The following is a 15044-nucleotide window of genomic DNA, read 5'->3' as shown; positions in this document are numbered from 1 at the left end:
TCAGTTGCCCGGGACTTTGCCTTCCACGCCCTTGACGTAGGTCTTCAGGCCACCCAGGAATTTGTCGTCGGCCACGGCGTCCTTGGCCACCAGTTCCTTGCCGGTGTTGTCCATGATGGGGCCTTTCCAGATCGAGAAGCTGCCATCCTTGAGGCCGGCCTTGATTTCGTCGATGCGTTTTTTGGTGTCATCGGGCACATCGGCGGCAATCGACACCATGTCGATCGCGCCTTCCTTCACGCCCCACCAGGTCTGGCCGGTCGCCCACTTGCCTTCAAGCGCGTCCTTGACGGCCTTGATGTAGTAAGGACCCCAGTTGATCACGGCCGAACCGAGGTGGGCCTTGGGACCGTAGGCGGTCATGTCCGAGTCCCAGCCGAAGGCGCGCTTGTTCATCTTCTCGGCGGTCTGCAGCACGGCCGACGAGTCGGTGTTCTGGAACAACACGTCGGCGCCGCCGTTGATCAGCGCGGTGGCGGCTTCGGTTTCCTTCGGTGGGTTGAACCACTCGTTGACCCAGACCACCTTGGTCTTGACCTTGGGGTTGACCGACTGCGCACCCAGCGTGAAGCTGTTGATGTTGCGCACCACCTCGGGAATCGGCACCGAGCCGACCACGCCCAGCGTGCCGGTCTTGCTCATCTTGCCGGCGATCACGCCGGCCATGTAGGCACCTTCGTAGGTGCGGCTGTCATAGGTGCGCAGGTTGTCAGCCGTCTTGTAGCCGGTGGCGTGTTCGAACTTCACGTCCTTGAAGTCGGCGGCCACCTTGAGCATGGGCTCCATGTAGCCGAAGGTCGTGCCGAAAATCAGCTTGTTGCCCTGGCTGGCCATGTCGCGGATCACACGTTCCGCATCGGCCGACTCGGGGACTTTTTCGACGAAGCTGGTGACCACCTTGTCGCCAAATTCCTTTTCGATTTCCTTGCGGCCGTTGTCGTGCGCGAAGGTCCAGCCGCCGTCGCCGACCGGGCCGACGTAGGCAAATGCAATCTTCAAAGGCTCCACTTTGGCCGGTGCCGGCGCGGCCACAGGCGCGGCGGCCGGAGGCGGTGCGGGCTCTTCCTTTTTGCCGCAACCGATGAGGGCCGCGGAAGCGACTGCGGAAAGGGCAGCCAGCTTGAGCAGTGAGCGTTTGTGTAGGTCAGTCATGTCATCTCCTGTAAGGACGGTTGCAGTTAACGGTTGCGATGAACGGTTGGCGAGGTGGCAAACCCCAGATTATGGGCCGGGAACATCATGAACCGGGGTAGAAAGGCTTTCCAATCGATGTCGGCATGTTCAGCCTGATCCAGCGCGGGTTGCGCGAGATCAGCACCAGCACCACGATGGTGGCCAGGTAGGGCAGCATGGTCAGGAACTGGGGCGGCACATCCACGCCCAGCCCCTGCAGGTGAAACTGCAGCATGGTCACGCCACCGAACAGGTACGCACCAAGCAACACCCGTGCCGGGCGCCAGGTGGCAAAGGTGGTCAGGGCCAGCGCGATCCAGCCCTTGCCGGCAATCATGCCTTCGACCCACAGCGGCGTGTAGACCACCGAGACATAGGCACCGGCCAGGCCGCACAGCGCGCCACCGGCCACCACCGCCGCCAGCCGGATGCGCCGCACCGGGTAACCCAGGGCGTGCGCCGACTCCGGGCTTTCACCGACCGAGCGCAGCACCAGACCGGCGCGCGTGCGGTACAAAAACCAGATCATCCCGAGCGTCAGCGCCATGGCGATGTAGACCATGGGGTGCTGGCGAAACAGCGCCGGCCCGACAAAAGGCAGGTCGGCGAGCCAGGGCAAGGCGTACTGGCCCTGCTCGGGGAGCTTCTCCTGCACGTACTTGATGCCGGCAAAGGCCGAGAAACCCGCACCAAACAGGCTCAGCGCGAGCCCGGTCGCGTACTGGTTGGTGTTGAGCCAGATCACCAGCACGCCGAAAATGGCTGCCAGCAAGCCCCCGGCCGCCATGCCGGCGGCAAAACCGAGCCAGATGTTGCCGCTGTGCACCACGGCGGCAAAGCCGGCAATCGCGGCGCACAGCATCATGCCCTCGGCGCCCAGGTTGACGATGCCGGCTTTTTCATTGATCAGCAGGCCCAGCGAAGCAATCGCCAGCACGGTGCCGGCGCTCAGGGTGGCCGCCAGCAGCAAGGCGTAGGAGTCCATCAGCGGGCGCCTTTCATGACGGGTTTGACGCGGCCCGTCCAGCGCACGCGGTAGGTGATCAGCGTGTCGCAGGCCAGCAGGCTGAACAGCAGCAGGCCCTGGAACACCCCGGTCAGCGACTTGGGCAGGCCCAGGCGCGACTGGGCCAGTTCGCCGCCGATGTAAAACATGCTCATCAGAATCGCCGAAAACACCATGCCGGCCGGATGCAGCCGCCCGACAAAGGCCACGATGATCGCGGCAAAGCCGTAGCCGGCCGGCACATAAGGCGTGAGCTGGCCGATCGGACCGGCCACCTCCAGCGCGCCGGCCAGCCCGGCGGCCCCGCCGGAGGTCAGCAGCGCCACCCACAAGGCCTTGCGCGACGAAAAGCCGGCGTAACGCGCCGCGGCTGGCGCCAGGCCGCCGACCTGCTGGGCAAAGCCGGCCCGGGTGCGAAACAGGAAAAGCCACAAGGCCACCGCGCCGGCCAGACCGATCAACAGGCCGATGCTGACCCGCGAGCCCTGCATCAACCGCGGGATCTGCGTCACCGCCTCGAAGGTTTTGGTCTGCGGAAAGTTGTAGCCCTGCGGGTCTTTCCAGGGGCCGAACACCAGGTAGCTGAGCACCATGTCGGCCACATAGACCAGCATCAGGCTGACCAGAATTTCATTGGCGTTGAAGCGGTCGCGCAACAGCGCCGTGATGCCGGCCCAGGCCATGCCGCCCAGCACACCGGCCGCAATGATCGCCGGGACGATCCACGGGCCGGTGGTTTTGCCGGCCAGCAGGGCCACGCCCCCGGCTGCGACCGCACCGATGACAAACTGGCCCTCGGCGCCGATGTTCCAGACGTTGGAGCGAAAACACACGGCCAGGCCCAGCGCAATGATCAGCAGCGGTGTCGCCTTGACCATCAGCTCGCTCAGCGCATACGGCGACTTGACCGGTTCCCAGAAAAAGATCTGCAGGCCGCGCACCGGGTCCTTGCCCAGCGCCGCAAACAGCAACACACCGATCACCACCGTGATCAGCAACGCCAGCAGTGGCGAGCCGAGGCTCCACCATCGCGAGGGCTGCGGCCGGGCTTCAAGCTTGAGCATGGGCACCCTCCACGGCATGGTCATTCCACAGTCCGCTCATCCACTGCCCGACCAGCGCCACCGTCGCATCGGCACGCGGCAGGGCCGGCGAGATCTGCCCCTTGGCCATCACGTAAAGGCGGTCGCAGATGTCGAACAGTTCTTCGAGCTCTTCGCTGACCACCAGCACCGCACAGCCCTTGTCGCGCAGCTTGAGCAGTTCGCCACGGATTTGCGCCGAGGCGCCCACGTCCACCCCCCAGGTCGGCTGCGAAACAATCAGCAGTGTGGGTTGGGCCTCGATCTCGCGGCCGACCAGGAATTTCTGCAGGTTGCCGCCCGACAGCGATTGCGCCGCCGCTTGCGGGCCGCCGGCCTTGACCTGGTAGCGGGCGATGAGGCCGGCCGCCTGCGCCTGCAGGGCGCCGAGCTTGAGCCAACCGCAGCGCCCCACCGCATCACTTCGCGTGAGCAGCAGGTTGTGCGCCAGGCTCAGCGTCGGCACGGCCCCGCGCCCGAGCCGCTCTTCCGGCAGGAAATGCAGGCCCAGCGCTCGGCGCTGCATGGGGCCGAGCCGGCCCACGCCCTGCCCCGCAACCTGGATGCTGTCGCCCGCCGCACGTCTGTCTTCACCCGACAGCGCATACAGCAGCTCCTTCTGGCCGTTGCCCGAGACACCGGCAATGCCGACCACCTCGCCAGCGCGCACCGTCAGCGCAATGTGTTGCAGGTCCACGCCAAACTGGTCTTCCCGCGCCAGGCTCAGGTCGCGCACTTCCAGCACCATGGCGCCGGCGGGCTGCTCGCGGTGCTCGAGTGCCGGCGGCTCGGCACCAATCATCAGGCGGCTCAGCGAGGCGTTGGACTCCTCGCGCGGATCGCAGACGCCGGTGACCTTGCCGCCGCGCAGCACCGTGCAGGCCGTGCACAACGCACGGATTTCGTGCAGCTTGTGGCTGATGTACAGGATGCTGCAGCCGCGTGCGGCGAGCTGGCGCAGCGTGACAAACAGGTTCTCCACCGCCTGCGGCGTCAGCACCGAGGTCGGCTCGTCAAGAATCAGCAGCTTGGGGTCGGTCAGCAGCGAACGCACAATCTCCACACGCTGGCGCTCACCCACACCCAGCGTGTGCACCGGCCGCGTGGGTTCGAGCTGCAGGCCGTACTCCTGCGTGGTGGCGATGATGCGGCGCGACACCTCGGCCAGGCTCAGGCTTTTGCTTAGGCCGAGCCACACGTTTTCAGCCACGGTCAGCGTGTCGAACAGGCTGAAATGCTGGAACACCATGGCGATGCCCAGCGCACGCGCCTCCTGCGGGTTGCGGATCACCACGGGGCGGCCATCGACTTCAACCCGGCCGGCGTCGGGCTTGACCGCGCCGTAGATGATTTTCATCAGCGTCGATTTGCCGGCGCCGTTTTCGCCGAGCACGGCGTGGATCTCGCCGGGCTGGACCGTCAGCGACACATCGCTGTTGGCGACCACCGCCGGGTAGGCCTTGGTGATGCCGGTGAGCCGCAGGCGCGGCGCGGCAGCGGACGGCGGGCCGGGCGGCGGGTCTGAAGGAACGGTGGAAGCGGACATTGTCTCTTGGTTCTTATATATGTTTCAAGGCTCCAGCCCTTGTGCATCAAGCGCAGGCAGCTATTCTTTTCGTAGCGCCGAAGCCACCGTCTTGACACGGTCGCGCAGCCATTTGGCCGACGCCGAGGCATGGGTGCGCTCATGCCAGAGCTGGTAATACATCATGCGGGGGAAGTCTACCGGGCAGGGAAGGATCTTCAACGGCAAGGTCGCCGTGTAACGCTCGCAGTACTGGCGGCCGGTGGTCAGCACCAGCAGGCTGGAGGCCACCATGGCGGGAATCAGGCCGAAGTGCGGGCAGCGCACGGTGATGTTGCGCTGCAGGCCCAGCTTGTCCAGGTGCTCATCAATCACGCCCTTGGCGCCCGGGTGGGTGGGCGTCGGCGCCACGTGTTCGGCGGCCAGCCAGCTCGCGCTGTCCCAGCCGCGGCGTACCGCCGGGTGGTTTTTGGCCACCAGGCAGACCACCTCGTCGCCGAACAGGCGCGCCATGTGCAGGTCGCCCGGCGGCGCCGGCCAGTTGCCGACCACGATGTCGACCTCGCCCTGCGCCAGCCGCGTGCGGTAGTCCGACTCGCCCGATAGCGGGTGAATGTCCACATGGCACAGCGGCGCCAGGTTCTTGATCTGCGCCACGAGCTGCGGCAGAAACAGCGGGTCCATGTAGTCGCTGCAGGCCAGGCTGAAGGTGTGGGTGGCGGTGGCCGCATCGAACCCGCGGGCGTCGCTGAACAACACCTCGGCCGCCCGGAGAATACGCGCCGAGGGGTCGATCATGCGCAGGCCGGCGTCGGTGGGCACCATGCCGGCGCCCGAACGCACCAGCAGCGGGTCCCCCGCCAGCTCGCGCAGGCGCTTGAGCGCGGCGCTGACGGCGGGTTGGTACATTCCAAGGCGGATGGCGGCGCGCGAAACGCTGCGTTCGGTCAGCACGGTGTTCAAGACCCTTATGAGATGGAGGTCTATCTTGTCGAATAAGGCCTGGTCTTTCATACCTTTTTGTGCATCGCTCTGATACGACGATGGGTATACCGGCCCGGAACGATTGGGTTTACCCTAGGAAACATGGACATGTCTTCGCCTCTTAAAACCATTCAATTCATCCGGGGTGGCGAGGTGGTCGCGCTCGCCAATGTACCACCCAGCCGCACGCTGCTGGAGGTGCTGCGTGAGGACCTGGGCTGCACCGGCACCAAGGAAGGCTGCGGCGAAGGCGACTGCGGCGCCTGCACGGTGGTGGTCGGCGAGGCCGAAGGCGGACGCCTGTCTTATCGGGCCGTCAACAGCTGCATCAAGCTGGCGCATTCGGTGAACGGCCAGGCGCTGTGGACCGTTGAGGACCTGGCCGCCGCCGACGGCACGCTGCACCCGGCGCAGGAGGCCATGGTGAATTGCCATGCGTCGCAGTGCGGCTTCTGCACCCCCGGGTTTGTCATGAGCCTGTTCGGCATGTACCAGAATCATGTCTGCCAGGGCCAGACCATCACGCGCGAGCTGGCGCAGCAGGACCTGTCGGGCAACCTGTGCCGCTGCACCGGTTATCGGCCAATTTTTGACGCTGCGCAGCAGATGGCGGCCTTGCCCGCCGTGCCGGTGGACGAGGCCGATCTGCTATCAAAACTGGAGCTGCTTGCGCATAAGCAGCAAGGGCTGGAGGCCGATTTGGCTTACAACGCGCCGCGGACCCTGGCTGAACTGCTGGCCGCCCGCGCCGCCCACCCCGACGCCCAGCTCGTCGCGGGGTGCACCGACGTCGGCCTCTGGGTGACCAAGATGCACAGGCAGTTCGGCCAGGTGCTGGACCTGACGCGGGTGGAGGAACTGCGGCGGGTAGAGCACTACGAGCACCACGTCGCCATCGGCGCGGCCGTCACGCTCAGCGACGCCTTTGCCGCACTGGTGGCCGACCGGCCGCAGCTGCAGGCTTTTGCCCATCGCTTCGCCGGCCTGCCGGTGCGCAACGCCGGCACCCTGGGCGGCAACGTGGCCAACGGCTCGCCGATCGGCGACTCGATGCCGCTGCTGATCGCACTGGGCGCGAATGTCGTGCTGATGAGTGTGCGTGGCCACCGCGAGATGCCGCTGGAGCAGCTCTACACCGGCTACCGCAAGAATGTGATGGCCAAAGACGAGCTGCTGGCCTGGATCAAGGTGCCCCGGCCTGGCAGCCCTCACCCTGACCATCTCCCGCAGGGAAAGGGAACAACACCGGGCGCTGCTGCTCCCTCGCCCCTCTGGGGAGAGGGCGAGGGTGAGGGGCAGGAGTTGCTGCGCGTCTACAAAATTTCCAAACGGTATGACGACGACATCTCTGCCGTTTGCCTGGCGATCAAGCTGCAAGTGGAAGATGGCAAGGTCAACTCCGCCTCGATAGGCGCCGGCGGCGTGGCGGCCACACCGGTGCGCGCTTCGCAGACTGAAGCCGTCCTCACCGGCCGGCCCTGGACCGCGGCCACCGTGCAGCAGGCCATCAGCACCCTGCGCGCCGAGTTTTCGCCGATCTCCGACATGCGCGCCTCGGGCGCCTACCGCAGCGAGGTGCTGGGCAATTTGCTGCAGCGCTTCTGGCTGGAGAGCCAGGGTTTGCAGCAGATCAATCTGGAGTCCTTTGTTCTGGAAGAAGCCACGTGAGCATTCAAAAAACCAACCAATTTGTCATGTCTGCACACCTGGCCGGGGAATGGATGGCGGAACAAGTCCGCAATGACAGCCTTGGGAAAAAAGCGCAATGAACGCCCGGGAAAAGAACCACGATGAAGGCCCGGTCAGCCGCGCCGACAACCCGGCCGCGCCCGTGGTCCCCATGCCGCCCGTGGCCGCCCCAGCCGCAGCGAACAAGCCCGCGCGCGGCGCTGCCGGCCACTCGCACAAACACGAAAGCGCCCGCGCGCAGGTGGCCGGTGCCGCAACCTATGTGGACGACATCCTGGAAGCGCGCGGCACCCTGTACGCGGCACCCATCCTCTCGACCATCGCCCACGGCCGGCTGCGCGGCGTGGATGCCGCCGCCGCACTGGCCATGGCCGGCGTGCACGGTGTCGTCCTGGCAGGCGATATTCCGGGCGACCCGCTGCTGGCCACTTTTGTGCATGACGAGCCGGTGTTTGCGACCGACACGGTGGAACACATCGGCCAGGTCATCGGCCTGGTGGTTGCCGGCTCGGTGATGCAGGCACGCCGCGCCGCACGCAAGGTCAAACTCGACATCGAGGAACTGCCGGCCATCCTGAAGGTGCGCGAGGCGCTGAAGGCCGAAAGCTATGTGTTGCCGCCGGTGTTTGTGAAACGCGGCAACGCGGCGCAGGCGCTGGCTTCGGCCCCCCACCTGCTTTCCGGCCAGCTCGAGGTCGGCGGCCAGGAACACTTCTACCTCGAAGGCCAGATCGCCTACGTGCTGCCGCAGGAGCAGAACCAGTGGCTGGTGTATTCCAGCACCCAGCACCCGGGCGAGGTGCAGCACTGGGTCTCGCACGCGCTGGGTACAGCCAACCATGCGGTGCGTGTCGAATGCCGGCGCATGGGCGGCGGCTTCGGCGGCAAGGAAACGCAGGCCGGCCACCTGGCCGTGTGGGCCGCGATTGCCGCAAACAAATTCAAATGCCCCATCAAGCTGCGGCTGGACCGCGACGACGACTTTCTGGTCACCGGCAAGCGCCACCCCTTTGCCTACGACTACACCGTAGGTTTCGATCACAGCGGGCGCCTGCACGGCCTGAACCTCATGATGGCGGCCAACTGCGGCTTCAGCGCCGACCTCAGCGGCCCGGTGGCCGACCGCGCGATTTTCCACACCGACAACGCCTACTTTCTCGAAGACGTGGAGATCGCGTCCTACCGCTGCAAGACGAATACGCAAAGCCACACCGCCTTCCGTGGCTTCGGCGGCCCGCAGGGTGTGGTGCTGATCGAAACCATTCTCGGCGACATCGCGCGGCATCTGGGCCTGGACCCGCTGGATGTGCGCAAGCGCAACCTGTACGGCGTGGAAGACAGGAACACCACCCATTACCAGATGAAGGTCGAAGACAACATCCTCGACCCTTTGCTATCAAAACTGGAGCTGTCTGCGCAATACCGGAGCCGGCGCCAGGCCATTTCGGCATGGAACGAAAAAAGCCCGGTGATCAAGCGCGGCATCGCGATCACGCCGGTCAAGTTCGGCATCTCCTTCACCGCCACCTTGTTCAACCAGGCCGGCGCACTCGTGCATGTCTACACCGACGGCAGCGTGCAGGTCAACCACGGCGGCACCGAGATGGGCCAGGGCCTGAACACCAAGGTCGCGCAAATCGTCGCCGACGAACTCGGCGTGGCTTTCGAAGACGTTCTGGCCACGGCCAGCGACACCAGCAAGATACCGAACGCCTCAGCCACCGCCGCCTCGGCCGGCACCGACCTCAACGCGCGCGCCGCGCAGTATGCCGCGCGCAATGTGAAGGGCAACCTGGCGCAGTTCGTCGCCGGGCTGGACAGCTGCGGCGCCGGCGCCGTGTCTTTTGCCGGCGGCAAAATCAGCTCGCCCGCCGGCAGCCGGCCTTTCCCGGAAGTGGTGCGCCTGGCCTATGCCAACCGCATCCAGCTCTGGAGCGACGGTTTTTACCGCACGCCGAAAATCCACTACGACAAGACCACGCTGACCGGCCGGCCGTTTTATTACTTCGCCTACGGCGCTGCCTGCAGCGAGGTCGCCATTGACACGCTGACCGGCGAAAGCCGTGTGCTCAAGGTGGACATCTTGCACGACGTGGGCACCAGCATCAACCCGGCCATCGACATCGGGCAGATCGAAGGCGGCTTTGTGCAGGGCATGGGCTGGCTGACCACCGAGCAGCTGGTCTGGAACGACAAGGGTTTGCTGAGCACCCACGCCCCCAGCACCTACAAGATTCCGGCCACCGGCGACATCCCCAAACACTTCAAAGTGGACCTCTGGCCCGAGCCGAACCGCGAGGACAACGTCTTCGGCAGCAAGGCTGTGGGTGAACCCCCGTTCATGCTGGCGATCAGTGTGCTGGAGGCGCTGAAAGAGGCGGTGGCGGCGGCCCGGCCGGGCGCGGTCAGACTGGAAGCGCCGGCGACGGCGGAGCATGTGCTGAAGGCCCTCAAGCGTCCCTAAATCAATATTTATCGTGGATGGCTAGCCAGCAGTGTTTTACGATGTGGCCTGCACGATCTAGCGATGCTGGGGATAGGAGTCCTTCACGCCCCCGTGCAACGCCTGACTTAACGACCCCAGCCCAAGTCGGCCCGGCCGCTACAAGATCCCTGCGACCGGCAGCATCCCCGAACACTTCAAGGTGGACCTCGAGCCGAACCGGTAGCACAAGGTGTTCGGTAGCAAGGCCGCTGGCAAGCCGCTCTTCCTGTAAGCGATCCGCGTGCCGGAAGCGCTGAAGGGAGGACAGCCTGACTCGTCAAAGGCCACGCTGAATAGGCCCCGTCAAAGAGCCCACACGGGTCGATGACGCAACGAATTGGCTCAAACGCCGCCGAGCGCGCGTTCTTGTTCAGCTTAGGTTCAGCTGCACGCCTGCAACATGGTCCCAAGGTCCAGAGCTAACCACTGGCTCTCAAGCCTTTCAACCTTTCCCACCGAGTAAAGCCGCAGAGCAAGGCGCTTTTATTGCCCACATCCCACGAAGGAATCCCATGAAATCCATCACCCAAATTTTCCTGTTGACCGCCTGCTGCACGATGCTGCTGACCGCATGCAACAAGGCAGAGACCCCGAGCGCAACCCTGACTCCGGCTGCCAGCGCAGCTGCCAACGTTTCAGATGCCGACATCACCAACCATGTGAAATCTGCACTGAACAAGGAACCCGGTTTGGCGGGGCTGGACATCACTGTCGTCACGACCAAGGGCGACGTTCGGCTCACGGGTGTCGTGTCAAGCCAGGCGCAGATCGATACCGCCATCAGCGCCGCACGGGCCGCCCAGGGCGCCCATACCATCCACAATAAGTTGACCGTCAAGCAGTAAAGCACAGCCCCGTGATCCGGTCACCATGCCTGACGCGGCGGTGCTGACAATTCCTGTCTGCCAAACCGACCCAGCCCCACCTCCACCAACCCTTCGGGACGGCGAAGGAGGAACAACACATCCATCCCCATGCGCTGTGCCGTGGCCAGCCCTTCAATGGCGCCCTCCACCAGCAAGGCCGTGGCCCAGGCGTCCGCTTGCATGCAGGTACGCGCCAGCACGGTGACCGATGCCACGGCGTTGTTCACATGCGCACAGCGGCGCGCGACTCGGGATGTAACACTTGAGCCTCGGTGTCCGTGGACCTTACTCAGCGTTGAATATGGAAAGTTTGGCGAACGACGGGTCAGGCAGCCAGCGCCTTCATCACCGCGTACAGATCCGCCTTGCCCTCGAAACCGATGCCCGGCAATTCAGGCAGCGTGACGTAGCTGTCCACCACCTTCACACCGTCGGGGAAACCGCCATAGGGCTGGAACAGATCGGGGTAGGACTCGTTGCCGCCCAGTCCCAGCCCCGCCGCGATGGCCAGCGACATCTGGTGGCCGCCGTGCGGAATGCAGCGTGTGGACGACCAGCCGTGCTCTTTCAGCATGTCCAACGTGCGCAGGTATTCGACCAGGCCATAACTCAGCGCGCAGTCGAACTGCAGCCAGTCGCGGTCCGGGCGCATGCCGCCGTAACGGATCAGGTTGCGCGCATCCTGCATGGAAAACAGGTTCTCGCCGGTGGCCATGGGCTTGTCGTAGTGCTGAGCCAGCTCGGCCTGCAAGGCGTAGTCCAGCGGGTCGCCGGCCTCCTCGTACCAGAACAGGTCGTAGGACGACAGGGCTTTGGCGTAGGCGACGGCGGTCTTCAGGTCGAAGCGGCCGTTGGCGTCAACCGCCAGCTTCTGGCCCGGCGCCAGCATGCCCAGCACCGCCTCGATGCGCCGGCAGTCGTCGGCCAGAGACGCGCCGCCTATCTTCATCTTCACCACCGCATAACCCCGGTCCAGGTAGCTGCGCATCTCCATCATCAGTTTGGCGTCGTCCTTGCCCGGGTAGTAATAACCACCGGCGGCATAAACGAACACCTTGCGGTCGGGCGTGCCGTTGCCATACCGCTCGGCCAGCAACTGGTACAGCGGCTTGCCCTCGATCTTGGCCACGGCGTCCCAGACGGCCATGTCGATGGTGCCGACGGCGACCGAACGTTCGCCGTGCCCGCCCGGTTTTTCATTGGTCATCATCGCCGTCCACACCTTGTGCGGGTCGAGGTTGTCGCGGCTGTCGTCGAGCAGGCTCTCCGGCGCGGTTTCCAGAATGCGCGGCACAAAACGCTCGCGGATCAAGCCGCCCTGGCCATAACGCCCATTGGAATTGAAGCCGTAACCGATGACAGGCTTGCCGTCGCGGACCACGTCGGTGACCACCGCCACCAGGCTCAGCGTCATCTTCGAGAAGTCGATGTAGGCGTTGCGGATGTCGGATTTGATGGGCTGGGTGACTTCGCGGATGGCTGTGATTTTCATGGCGCTGCTTCGGGTGAGTGATGGGGCTATCATCGGCGCCACGCGTGCCGGCGTCCAATGCCGGTTTTTTCTTGTTCCATGCCCGCAAAGCACCGCCCATGAACCTGACCTGGTTGGAGGATTTCCTGGCGCTGGCCAGCTCGGGCAATTTCTCGCGCGCCGCCAGCGACCGCCACATGACGCAGCCGGCCTTCAGCCGCCGCGTGCGTGCGCTGGAGGAGTGGCTGGGCGTCGCGCTGTTCGATCGCACCACGCACCCCGTCACGCTGACCGAGACCGGGCAGTGGTTCCAGTCGGTGGCGCAGGACATGCTCGCGCGTGTGGCCCGTGTGCCCGATGAAGCACGGGCGGTGGCGGACGCCAGCTCCGCCACCCTGCGGTTTGCGTCCACCCATGCGTTGTCCTTCACCTTCCTGCCGGCCTGGCTGCGCGGACTGGAGTCCGGCTCGCCGATGGGCCCGATACAACTCGTCTCCGACGTGATGCAGCAGTGCGAGGCGCTGATGCTGCAGGGGCGCATCCAGTTCCTGCTGTGTCACTGGCATGAGCAGGTGCCGGGCCGGCTGGACCCGGCGAGCCACCGCTCGGTGAAGCTGGGCGGCGACACCCTGGTGCCGGTGTCAGCGCCGGGCAAAAACGGCAAGCCCCTGCACCTGCTTTCTTCCAGCGGCAAATACGCACCCATCCTCGCCTACAGCAGCGAGTCCGGGCTGGGCCGCATCGTGCGCGCCCTGCGCAGCGGCGCGCTTGAAAAATCCCGCAGCGAGCCGGTGTTCACCGCGCACCTGGCCTCGGTGCTCAAGACCATGGCGCTGGACGGGCGCGGCGTGGCCTGGCTGCCGCTCAGCCTGATCAACGAGGAACTGGCCAGCGGCCGCCTGGTCGCCGCCGGCGGCCCCGAGTGGGCGATTGAACTCGACATCCGGCTGTTTCGCAGCAACGCCGCCGCGCCGCCGGCGGCGGAAAACTTCTGGCGCAGGGTGGCGGGTCCGCCCGGCGAAGCCGTTTCGTGGAAGCTCTTCAAGCACGCCCTAACTGGGGGGTGAGAGGCAAGTCGCGTCACTACGTTGTCTTTGGTTGACTACCAACGCCTTCGTCAATTCAGTGAAACGCATTCTTAGGCCGAATGGCACTTACATAAGCCAAAAAGTCTGTCATCCCGGCCTTGAGCCGGGATCCATGCCGCATGTTCCACCGGGCAGGCCCGCGAGGCATGGATTGCGGATCAAGTCCGCAATGACAACTTCAGGCGTCATCCACGTCCCCGCCTGTCATCCCGACTGGCAGGTTTCCTGGTATTCGCGGCTTAAGTAAGTGCCATTCTTCTTAGGCCCCGCAATTGATACCGATGTCCTCCACGCCAGGGGAATCAGTTTTGATGATGCTGGCCTGCGCCTGCAGGTACTCAACAAGCTCCAAAAACGGTTGCCTCTTTGCGCCCCCGGGGATGCCCGTGCTTCGCAACCTCTGGACCTCAAGTTCAAGCTCAATCGTCTTCCCGATACCTGCTTCGCCAGGAACCACAGCAAGGGGCTTGTCTCGTATATCTTTCCAAGTGAGCTCCCCCTTGCCTGAGCCGAAGTAGCCGCCCCAGTCTTCGCTGTCGTCTCGCAAGTCCCGCACAGATGCGAACGTCCGAAACCGTTCGATTGGCGGCGCATTCGAAAGGGGGTTCATGGCAGCAACTTTCCCCGAGGTTGATGGTGGACTCGAGTATCGGCTATCGTGCCACTCGCTCAACAGCTCCAAAATCATGTAGGTAGCAAGGCGAGCCTCGATGGCGGCACGTTTGAGTTCGGAGTGCTGTTGCAGCCGGGGTCGCCACCGCACTACTCCCTGAACAGGTCCTCAATCACCGCGCGCAGCCAGCGGTTGCCGGGGTCCGCCTCAAAGCGTTTGCTCCAGTGCAGCGAGACCGTGAAGTCGCGCAGCGGAAACGGCGGCTCGATGACGGTGTAACCGCCGCCGGCCGCGAAAATGTTGGCGATATTGCGCGGCATCACGACCGCCAGGTCGGTGGCCTTGACGATGGACGGCAGCACCATGAAGTGTTCGGTCGTCAGACGCAGGCGCTCTTCGAGCTGCAGCATCTGCAGGATGCGCAAGGTGTCGGAGTGGGTGCGTACCGCCACAAACTCCAGCTGCTGCAAGGCGTCGAGCAGTGCCTGGCCGCTGCGCCGGCGCCGGGCGAAAGGGTGACCTTCGCGCAGCAGCACGATGTAGCGGTCCTTGAGCAGTTGCACCCGCTGCGTGTCTTTCACCGCCGGCAAAAAGCCGAACGCAAAGTCGATGCGCCCGTTGTCCAGCGCCGGGGCGATGTCGTTGCTGGCCCGCGGTGAGGTTTCAATACGCACCCCGGGTGCGAGCTCGCGCAGCGCCGCCATCAGCTCGGGCAGGAAGCGGCCTTCGCCAATGTCGCTCATGTGGATGCGGAACACCTTGCGTGACTGCAACGGCTCAAACAGGGCCGATTCGTTGAGCGCCTGCTCCAGCGTGGCCAGCGCGCTGCGCACCGCGTCGGCCAGGCGGTCGGCCTTGGGCGTGGGCTGCACGCCGCCGCCGGCGCGCACGAACAGCGGGTCCTTGATCAGGAGGCGCAGCCGCGTCAGGCCCTGGCTGGCAGCGGGCTGCGTGAGGTCCATCAACTCGGCCGCGCGGCTCACGTTGCGCGTGCGGTAGACCGCATCAAACAGCCGCAGCAGGTTCAGGTCGATGTCTTTTATATGCATTGAATGAATACCA

The 15044-nt window shown here is 64.9% G+C and carries 12 protein-coding genes and 1 pseudogene; 4 read left to right on the top strand and 9 right to left on the bottom strand.

Going from position 1 to position 15044, the window contains the following annotated elements; all coding sequences use genetic code 11:
• The 5 genes from PSV40_RS21905 to PSV40_RS21885 all read right to left on the bottom strand — a co-directional run bounded on the left by PSV40_RS21905 (position 1) and on the right by PSV40_RS21885 (position 5800).
• Positions 1–1152, bottom strand: coding sequence for a BMP family ABC transporter substrate-binding protein (locus tag PSV40_RS21905; protein WP_300541904.1), 1152 nt, complete (start codon positions 1150–1152; stop codon positions 1–3).
• An 85-nt stretch (positions 1153–1237) separates the two neighbouring features.
• Complete coding sequence (locus PSV40_RS21900) at positions 1238–2158, bottom strand: ABC transporter permease (protein WP_300541902.1); 921 nt, start codon at positions 2156–2158, stop codon at positions 1238–1240.
• Positions 2158–3243, bottom strand: a complete 1086-nt coding sequence (locus PSV40_RS21895) for an ABC transporter permease (RefSeq protein WP_300541900.1) — start codon at positions 3241–3243, stop codon at positions 2158–2160. Before PSV40_RS21895 ends, PSV40_RS21900 begins: the two co-directional genes overlap by 1 nt.
• Positions 3230–4807, bottom strand: a complete 1578-nt coding sequence (locus tag PSV40_RS21890; RefSeq protein WP_300541898.1) for an ABC transporter ATP-binding protein — start codon at positions 4805–4807, stop codon at positions 3230–3232. Before PSV40_RS21890 ends, PSV40_RS21895 begins: the two co-directional genes overlap by 14 nt.
• A 60-nt stretch (positions 4808–4867) precedes the next feature.
• The gene (locus PSV40_RS21885; protein ID WP_300541896.1) at positions 4868–5800 is read right to left on the bottom strand and encodes a LysR family transcriptional regulator; all 933 of its coding nucleotides are present in this window, start codon (positions 5798–5800) and stop codon (positions 4868–4870) included.
• Between the two features lie 78 nt (positions 5801–5878).
• On the opposite strand from PSV40_RS21885, the gene PSV40_RS21880 reads away from it, so the two are divergent.
• The 3 genes from PSV40_RS21880 (at position 5879) to PSV40_RS21870 (ending at position 10789) form a co-directional block, all read left to right on the top strand.
• The gene (locus PSV40_RS21880) at positions 5879–7438 is read left to right on the top strand and encodes an FAD binding domain-containing protein (RefSeq protein ID WP_300541894.1); all 1560 of its coding nucleotides are present in this window, start codon (positions 5879–5881) and stop codon (positions 7436–7438) included.
• Positions 7439–7610: 172 nt separating this feature from the next.
• Positions 7611–9923 (top strand): xanthine dehydrogenase molybdopterin binding subunit, encoded by a 2313-nt coding sequence (gene xdhB, locus PSV40_RS21875; protein WP_300542027.1) that lies wholly within the window; start codon positions 7611–7613, stop codon positions 9921–9923.
• A gap of 533 nt (positions 9924–10456) precedes the next feature.
• On the top strand, positions 10457–10789 hold the full coding sequence (locus tag PSV40_RS21870; RefSeq protein WP_300541892.1) for a BON domain-containing protein: 333 nt from the start codon (positions 10457–10459) through the stop codon (positions 10787–10789).
• Between the two features lie 20 nt (positions 10790–10809).
• On the opposite strand, the pseudogene PSV40_RS21865 reads toward PSV40_RS21870, so the two are convergent.
• Positions 10810–11052: pseudogene (locus PSV40_RS21865) on the bottom strand (FAD:protein FMN transferase); the annotation flags it as partial.
• 83 nt (positions 11053–11135) lie between these two features.
• Complete coding sequence (locus PSV40_RS21860; RefSeq protein WP_300541890.1) at positions 11136–12302, bottom strand: mandelate racemase/muconate lactonizing enzyme family protein; 1167 nt, start codon at positions 12300–12302, stop codon at positions 11136–11138.
• A gap of 98 nt (positions 12303–12400) precedes the next feature.
• Between PSV40_RS21860 and PSV40_RS21855 the strand changes: the two genes are divergently transcribed.
• Positions 12401–13348: a LysR family transcriptional regulator gene (locus tag PSV40_RS21855; RefSeq protein ID WP_300541888.1), complete on the top strand. Its 948-nt coding sequence runs from the start codon at positions 12401–12403 to the stop codon at positions 13346–13348.
• A gap of 280 nt (positions 13349–13628) precedes the next feature.
• Here the strand turns inward: PSV40_RS21855 and PSV40_RS21850 are convergent, their stop codons facing one another.
• Positions 13629–13979, bottom strand: a complete 351-nt coding sequence (locus PSV40_RS21850; protein WP_300541886.1) for a hypothetical protein — start codon at positions 13977–13979, stop codon at positions 13629–13631.
• Positions 13980–14131: 152 nt separating this feature from the next.
• The gene (locus PSV40_RS21845) at positions 14132–15031 is read right to left on the bottom strand and encodes a LysR family transcriptional regulator (RefSeq protein ID WP_300541884.1); all 900 of its coding nucleotides are present in this window, start codon (positions 15029–15031) and stop codon (positions 14132–14134) included.
• Positions 15032–15044 lie beyond the last annotated feature (13 nt).

Source organism: Polaromonas sp. (genome assembly GCF_029945925.1).
GTDB lineage: Bacteria > Pseudomonadota > Gammaproteobacteria > Burkholderiales > Burkholderiaceae_C > Polaromonas.
Note: the sequence above shows the minus strand (reverse complement) of the source record. Positions and strands in the feature narration are given on the sequence as shown.

Bases quoted from the DNA above. Each gene is read 5' to 3' on its own strand.
- PSV40_RS21885 (WP_300541896.1), bottom strand. From the start codon at position 5,800: ATGAAAGACCAGGCCTTATTCGACAAGATAGACCTCCATCTCATAAGG.
- PSV40_RS21900 (WP_300541902.1), bottom strand. From the start codon at position 2,158: ATGGACTCCTACGCCTTGCTGCTGGCGGCCACCCTGAGCGCCGGCACC.
- PSV40_RS21895 (WP_300541900.1), bottom strand. From the start codon at position 3,243: ATGCTCAAGCTTGAAGCCCGGCCGCAGCCCTCGCGATGGTGGAGCCTC.
- PSV40_RS21880 (WP_300541894.1), top strand. From the start codon at position 5,879: ATGTCTTCGCCTCTTAAAACCATTCAATTCATCCGGGGTGGCGAGGTG.
- PSV40_RS21850 (WP_300541886.1), bottom strand. From the start codon at position 13,979: ATGAACCCCCTTTCGAATGCGCCGCCAATCGAACGGTTTCGGACGTTC.
- PSV40_RS21870 (WP_300541892.1), top strand. From the start codon at position 10,457: ATGAAATCCATCACCCAAATTTTCCTGTTGACCGCCTGCTGCACGATG.
- PSV40_RS21890 (WP_300541898.1), bottom strand. From the start codon at position 4,807: ATGTCCGCTTCCACCGTTCCTTCAGACCCGCCGCCCGGCCCGCCGTCC.
- PSV40_RS21860 (WP_300541890.1), bottom strand. From the start codon at position 12,302: ATGAAAATCACAGCCATCCGCGAAGTCACCCAGCCCATCAAATCCGAC.
- PSV40_RS21855 (WP_300541888.1), top strand. From the start codon at position 12,401: ATGAACCTGACCTGGTTGGAGGATTTCCTGGCGCTGGCCAGCTCGGGC.
- PSV40_RS21845 (WP_300541884.1), bottom strand. From the start codon at position 15,031: ATGCATATAAAAGACATCGACCTGAACCTGCTGCGGCTGTTTGATGCG.
- xdhB (WP_300542027.1), top strand. From the start codon at position 7,611: ATGCCGCCCGTGGCCGCCCCAGCCGCAGCGAACAAGCCCGCGCGCGGC.
- PSV40_RS21905 (WP_300541904.1), bottom strand. From the start codon at position 1,152: ATGACTGACCTACACAAACGCTCACTGCTCAAGCTGGCTGCCCTTTCC.